Source organism: Actibacterium sp. (assembly GCF_041584535.1).
In the GTDB taxonomy this organism is placed as follows: Bacteria; Pseudomonadota; Alphaproteobacteria; order Rhodobacterales; family Rhodobacteraceae; genus Actibacterium_D.
In genome coordinates this window covers 1-6542 of the sequence record NZ_JBFHDW010000151.1, presented here as the reverse complement: position 1 = coordinate 6542, position 6542 = coordinate 1, and the positions used below count along the sequence as shown (strand labels likewise).

Here is a 6542-nt window from a genome sequence, read left to right as displayed (position 1 = left end):
CGAGCACCCGGTCCAGCGCGCGCACGGCGGTTTTCATCTCGGCCTCGGACGTGGCGGCCAGCACCTTGTCGATCAGTTGATCCACCGCCGGGCTTTTCAGCCCCATCGCGTTGAAGGTCGAACTGTCAGCAGTTTCCGAGCCGAAATACTGACGCAATTCGGTGCCGGGAATATAGCTGGTCTGCATGAAGGTGGTGACGATGTCGAAATCATAAGCTGGCGGGCGCTGGCGGTTCTCGGCTTCGGAATTGTCGACCCGCACATGCACCGCATCGACACCCAGCCGCCGCAGGTTTTCGACATAGGGGTTGATGACCCGGTCAAAGGTCTGGCTGTCGTTCAGGAATTCGACCTTCAGGGTCTCGCCCTTGGCATTGCGGCGCATGCCGTCGTCACCGACGACCCAGCCCGCCTCGTCCAGCAGAGCGCTGGCCTTGCGCAGGTTCTTGCGATCAAGCTGGCGCTCGCCCGAGACCGGCGCCATCACCGCAGGCTGATCCAGCACGCCCGGCGGCAGGATGTCGGCCAGCGGCTCCAACAGCGCCAGCTCATCCGGGCCGGGCAGGCCGGTTGCGGCCATGTCGGTATTGTCCCAGAACGAATTCACCCGCTGATACAGGCCATAAAACAGCGTCTGGTTCGACCATTCGAAATTGAACATCAGGCCGATCGCCTCGCGCACGCGGCGGTCCTGAAACTGAGGCTGCCGCAGGTTCAGCGCAAAGGCCTGACCGGTTGCCTTTGATCCGTCGAACAATTCGACCTTTTTCACATAGCCCTTGTCCAGCGCCGGAAAATCATAGCCCGTGGCCCAGATTTTCGACGATGCCTCGTTGCGGAACGTATAACTGCCGCCTTTGAAACCCTCAAACGCGGTGTTGTAATCGGCGTAATAGATCAGCCTGAGCGTGTCGAAATTGTTGCGCCCGACGTTCAGCGGCAGCGACGCGCCCCAATAGTCGGGGTTGCGGCGATAGGCGACGATCTTGCCCCGGATCAATTCGTCCAGAACATAGGCGCCCGAGCCCAGCAGAGGCTCATAGGAATCGTCCTCGAAATCGCGGTTGTTGCGGATGTAGTGTTCTTTCGAAAACACCGGAATCCCGCCGACATCCATCGGCAGGTCGCGGGTCGGAACACCGGGCGTAAAGGTGAATTTCACGGTCAGGGGGTCGATGATCTCGGCCTTATCGACCTTTTTCGCCAGTTCGATGCGAAAGCTGCTCAGGCCCTTTTCCTTGAAGGTCTCATAGGAAAACACCACGTCCTCGGCGGTCAGGGGCGAGCCGTCCGAGAACCGTGCCTCGGGGCGCAGGTGAAAAATCACCCAGCTGCGGTCTTGCGGATATTCGATGGTCTCGCACAGCAGGCAATAGGCCGCGCCGATCTCGTCATCCGCGCCCGTCAGAAGCGATTCGAAAAAGATCGAGGCCAGCCCCGCCGCCCGGCCCTTGATCGTGTAGGGGTGCATCGAATCAAACGACCCAAAGGCCCAGATCGACATCTCGCCACCCTTGGGCGCGTCGGGGTTCACATAGTCCAGATGCTTGAAATCCGCCGGATATTTCAGGTTTCCAAAGGTCGAAATCCCATGCGCGCGGATCACATCGCCCTCGGCCCGCGCCAGCCCCGCCATCGCGGTCAGCCCAAGGCCACAGACCAGAAATCCCAGCGCCAGTTTCTCAAGGCCGGTCTGCATCGCGGTCCGTGCAATCGCGCGGGCGGGTCGGGTCATGCCGAATGTCCTCCTGTGTCCGGACATATGGTCCGGTTTTCGTTGGTCTCAAGCTAAGGGTCGTGCGACGGGGCATGCAAGTTGAGATTCCGTGATCGCCTGCACCCGGCCATGAAAAAAGGCCGCCCCGGCAGGAGCGGCCTTCAAATCGTCAATTTCTATGGAGATCAGCCGCCCAGCGAAGCCAGATAGGCGATCAGGTTCACACGATCTGCGGGTTTCGGCAGACCCGAGAACGACATCTTGGTGCCCGGTGCAAAACCTTTGGGGTTTTCGAGGAACCCGAACAGGTTCTCGGGGGTCCAGACATCGACCACAGCGACCAGCGAACCCGAGTAGCCAAAGCCTTCGGCCGCACCAGCAGCGCGGTTCACAACGCCATCCAGATGCGGGCCGGTCGCATTGCTGCCGTCGATCATGTGGCAGGCTTTACATTTCGCAAAGATTTTCTCGCCTTTGGCCATATCGGCACTGGCATACAGTTCAGCGAAGGGCACAACTTCTTCGGCTTCTGCACCGTGGTCATCGGCCCCGGCGGTCGCGATCATATAGCCCTGAACCGCGTGTTCGCCTTCAGCATGGCCACCGCCGGTGTGATACAGGCTTTCTGCCGCCCAGCTGCCGAGAAGGAAAATAAGCAAGGCGCCACAAAGCGCGCCGACGATTTTAGTAAGAGTCATTGTGTCGAACATGACGCGCTCCTGTGCACTCCCGTTTCGCGGGGTATCTATCCGCTTCCATCACCATCTGGCAAGGTGTAGTTACCGCCAACACGCGCTAAAGAGTGAAGAAAAGCACATGAAAGACCAAATCACAGGGCGGATCGCGTTTCAAGGCGAACCCGGAGCCTACTCACATCAGGCCTGTCACGAAGCCCGGCCCGACATGGAAGCCCTGCCCTGCAAGACCTTCGAAGACGTCATCGACGCCGTGCGAAAAGGTCATGCAGACCTTGCGATGCTGCCGGTCGAGAACTCGACCTATGGCCGCGTGGCCGACATTCACCGCCTGATGCCCGAGTCGGGCCTGCATATTGTCGACGAGGCCTTCGTGCGGGTTCACATCAACCTGCTGGGCGTCAAAGGCGCCCGGTTGGAAGACATCCGCACCGCGCAAAGCCACACCGTACTGCTGGGCCAGTGCCGGGCGTTCCTGCGCGAACACAGCATCGACGCGATCACCGGCGCCGATACTGCCGGCTCGGCCATGCATATCGCGCAGATGGGCGATCCGCAGCACGCTGCGCTGGCGTCCGAGCTGGCGGGCGAGATTTACGGCCTCGACGTTCTGGCCCGCCATATCGAGGACCACGACAAAAACACCACCCGTTTTCTGGTCATGGCGCGCAAGCCCGACCTGAAACGCCGTGGCCCGTCGGGGATGATGACCAGCTTTGTGTTTCGGGTCCGCAACATTCCGGCGGCGCTGTATAAGGCGATGGGCGGGTTCGCCACCAACGGCGTGAACATGACCAAGCTGGAAAGCTATATGGTCGACGGGTCGTTCTCGGCGACACAGTTTTATGCCGATATCGAAGGCCACCCCGACGATCACAACGTCCGGCTGGCGCTGGAAGAGCTGGATTACTTTACCTCGCACGTAAAGCTGCTGGGCGTTTATCCGGCCGACCCGAAACGCCACTAAGCAAGCTGGGCGTCAAAACCCGTTCGGGTTGACGCCCAGACGACCCTCAAGATCCTTGGCAAAGCGCAAGACGCTGTGGCTGAACTTGCGATGCAGCGAGGATTTGGCCAGCCGCAGCGATTGCAGGAACAGCCGCGCGGTCAGGGTCTTGGGCCGCATGTCCAGCCCGACGACAATGCGGCTGTGGCGCGGCGACAGGGCAACCAGTTGCACGTCCAGCGCGCCATCCAGCCCCATGATCGCCCAGTTCACCGCCACCTGTTCGGGCCGCTCATAGGTTCCGATTTCGGCGGTCAGTTCGCGGGGCTTGCCGCGATAGGGCACCTTGCTGATCCAGCCCATTCCGGCACCGTGCGCGCCCAGCGTGTCGGTGCGGGCGACCTCGATCCCCCGCCGCATCGCCGCGCGTTCGAAACTGTCGAAATCGGTCAGCGCCTGAAAGACCTGATCGACCGGAGCCGCGATATCTTGTCGGGTGGATAATTTCATCTGAACTGCCGCAATGTCCCTGCGTCGTTCATAGGCGTCAATCCAGCCTGTCCGCAAGCCAGTTTTCCAGAAGAAAACCGGCAATTGCCCCGCGCCGGGGCCGCAGGATCGTCGGATGTTCACCCGCGAAAACCGTCAGCATGTCTTCGCGGCTAAGCCACAGCGCGTCTTCGATCTCGGCCGGGTCGATGGTGATGTCGCGGCTTAACGCCTGTCCCCGGCACCCCAACATCAGCGAGGCCGGGAACGGCCAGGGCTGCGAGGCCAGATAGCTGACCTGACCCACGCGGATACCGGCCTCTTCGAACACTTCGCGGCGCACGGCGGCCTCGATGGTCTCGCCCGGTTCGATAAACCCGGCCAACAGCGAATACATGCCGTCAGGCCAGCCATGCGACCGGCCCAGCAGAACGGAATTCCCTTGCGTGATCAACATGATGACCACCGGATCAGTGCGCGGGAAATGCGCGGCGTTGCAGGCGGGACAGGTGCTTTGCCACCCGGCCATCGACAGCGCCGACTTAGCACCACAGCGCGAACAAAAGGCGTGGCTTTGGTGCCAGCCCAGAATGGCCTTGGCGGTCGCCGCCAGTTCGGCATCGCGCGGCGACAGCCGCACCATGATACGGCGCAATTCGGTAAAACAGGTGTCCTCGGGCAAGTCGGGGTGCCGCTGTTCCGAAAGATCGACAAAGCTGTTCAGGCTGTCGGGCACCTCGTCCGGCTGCCAGTCCGAGATATCGACGGCAAAGATCGCGGCACTGTCATCGTCCAGACCCAACAGCATCGCCCGATCCTGCCGCGCCGCCACGACCGGATGCGCGGTCGGGGCCAGCCACAGGCGATCCAGCGCCTCGCCCTGCACCAGAACCTTGCCGCGCCACAGCAGCAGCACCCGCGCGCTGTCCGCCACCCAAGCCGCCGCAAGCCCCGGCGCGTCGCTGCGCAGCTCGGCCGCCCGGTTCAACGCCGATCCGCCAAAGGTGACTTGTTCCGCCAGCTTCATTCCGCCGCCCCTTGTTTCCTTACCGTCTGACTGCCAGCCCCGGCCGACGTGCGCAAGTTGGGAAAATACAACTTTTGGGCGATTTTTCCCTCGCCTGCCCTGTCATATGGTTCTAATGTGACACTGTCTTAACCGACGAGGGGTCGTCGGTTACAGGCCGGGGTATAATAAAACCAAGAACAACCCGGCAGGGCAGGCCGGTATCTGGGCGGGGGCGCCATTTGACATCACTGCATTCCTTTTCGGCGAGTTGCGCCGCCAATCAGGCGCATCTGCGGATATTCGAGACCACAGACCTGCATATGCATGTCTTTCCCTACGATTATTACGCCGACAAACCGGTCGAGACCGTCGGCCTTGCCCGCACCGCCAGCCTGATCGCCAACCTGCGCGCCGAGGCCACCAACAGCCTGTTGCTGGACAATGGCGACTTTCTGCAAGGCAACCCGATGGGCGATTACATCGCTTACGAGCGCGGGATGAGCGACGACACCCTGCACCCGATGATCGCAGCGATGAATGCGGTTGGCTTTGACGCGGCGACGCTGGGCAATCACGAGTTCAACTATGGGCTGGATTTCCTGATGACCGCGCTGGCCGGGGCGCGGTTTCCGGTGGTGTCGGCCAATGTTATCCGCCAGCCGGGCGCCCGGCCCACCGACGACCTGCCCCTGCTGCCGCCCTATGTGATCCTTGATCGCATCGTGACTGATGGTCAGGGCCAGCAACATCCGCTGCGCGTCGGCGTCATCGGCTTTGTGACGCCGCAAATTCTGGCGTGGGACCGTCGCCATCTGGAAGGCCGGATTCACACCCGCGACATCGTCGAGACCGCCCGCGCCTGGGTGCCCGAGTTGCGCAAGCGTGGCGCCGATCTGGTGATCGCGCTGTCGCATTCCGGCATCGGTGCCGCCCGCCATGTGAACGGGATGGAGAACGCCAGCGTGCCGCTTGCCACCATCGACGGCATCGACGCGATCCTGACCGGGCACAGCCATCTGGTGTTTCCCTCGGCCCATTACGACGGGGTGGCCGGGGTCGATGCGGCCAGCGGCACCATCCACGGCAAACCGGCAGTAATGGCAGGCAGTTGGGGGTCGCGTCTGGGGCTGATCGACCTGCTGCTTCAGCGCGAAAATGGCGCGTGGCGCGTGCTGGATCACCGGGTCGACACCCGGCCGATCTATGACCGGGATGCCAGCTCGGGCGCGGTGGCGCTGGTCGACAGCCAGCAGAATGTGCTGGACGCGGTGGCGCAGGATCACAGCCGCACGCTCAGCTATATTCGCCGCCCGGTCGGCCACACCAGCGCGCCGCTGCACAGCTATTTCGCGCTGGTCGCGGATGATCCGTCGGTGCAGCTGGTGCTTGAGGCCCAGCGCTGGCATGCGCGGCAGATGCTTCAGGGCAGCGACTTGTCCGATCTGCCGCTATTGTCCGCTGCCGCCCCGTTCAAAGCGGGCGGTCGCGGCGGGCCGGACTATTACACCGACGTGCCCGCCGGTCCCATCGCCATCCGCAATGTCGCGGATTTGTATCTTTATCCGAACACGCTGCGGGTCTTGCGGATCACCGGCGCGCAACTGCGCGACTGGTTAGAACGCAGCGCCGGTCTGTTTCATCAGATCACCCCCGGCAAACCCGATCAGGCGCTGCTGCACCCGGAAT

At 62.3% G+C, this 6542-nt stretch carries 6 protein-coding genes; 2 read left to right on the top strand and 4 right to left on the bottom strand.

Features of this window, described 5'->3' with window-relative positions:
- Both ABYW26_RS08760 and ABYW26_RS08755 read right to left on the bottom strand, forming a co-directional pair.
- Positions 1–1735, bottom strand: a 1735-nt coding sequence (locus ABYW26_RS08760; RefSeq protein WP_372604400.1) for an extracellular solute-binding protein, incomplete at its 3' end; no start/stop codon positions are given.
- 167 nt (positions 1736–1902) lie between these two features.
- Positions 1903–2427, bottom strand: a complete 525-nt coding sequence (locus ABYW26_RS08755; RefSeq protein WP_372604399.1) for a cytochrome c family protein — start codon at positions 2425–2427, stop codon at positions 1903–1905.
- A gap of 118 nt (positions 2428–2545) precedes the next feature.
- On the opposite strand from ABYW26_RS08755, the gene ABYW26_RS08750 reads away from it, so the two are divergent.
- Positions 2546–3379, top strand: a complete 834-nt coding sequence (locus tag ABYW26_RS08750; protein WP_372604401.1) for a prephenate dehydratase — start codon at positions 2546–2548, stop codon at positions 3377–3379.
- Positions 3380–3391: 12 nt separating this feature from the next.
- On the opposite strand, the gene ABYW26_RS08745 is transcribed toward ABYW26_RS08750, so the two are convergent.
- The gene (locus ABYW26_RS08745) at positions 3392–3868 is read right to left on the bottom strand and encodes an SRPBCC family protein (RefSeq protein ID WP_372604398.1); all 477 of its coding nucleotides are present in this window, start codon (positions 3866–3868) and stop codon (positions 3392–3394) included.
- A 37-nt stretch (positions 3869–3905) separates the two neighbouring features.
- Positions 3906–4874 carry an NAD(+) diphosphatase gene (gene nudC / locus ABYW26_RS08740; RefSeq protein WP_372604397.1) on the bottom strand — a complete coding sequence of 323 codons (969 nt, stop codon included), beginning with the start codon at positions 4872–4874 and terminating at the stop codon, positions 3906–3908.
- Positions 4875–5095: 221 nt separating this feature from the next.
- Here nudC and ABYW26_RS08735 point away from each other — a divergent pair.
- The coding region (locus ABYW26_RS08735; RefSeq protein ID WP_372604396.1) for a bifunctional 2',3'-cyclic-nucleotide 2'-phosphodiesterase/3'-nucleotidase at positions 5096–6542 on the top strand (1447 nt) is incomplete at its 3' end.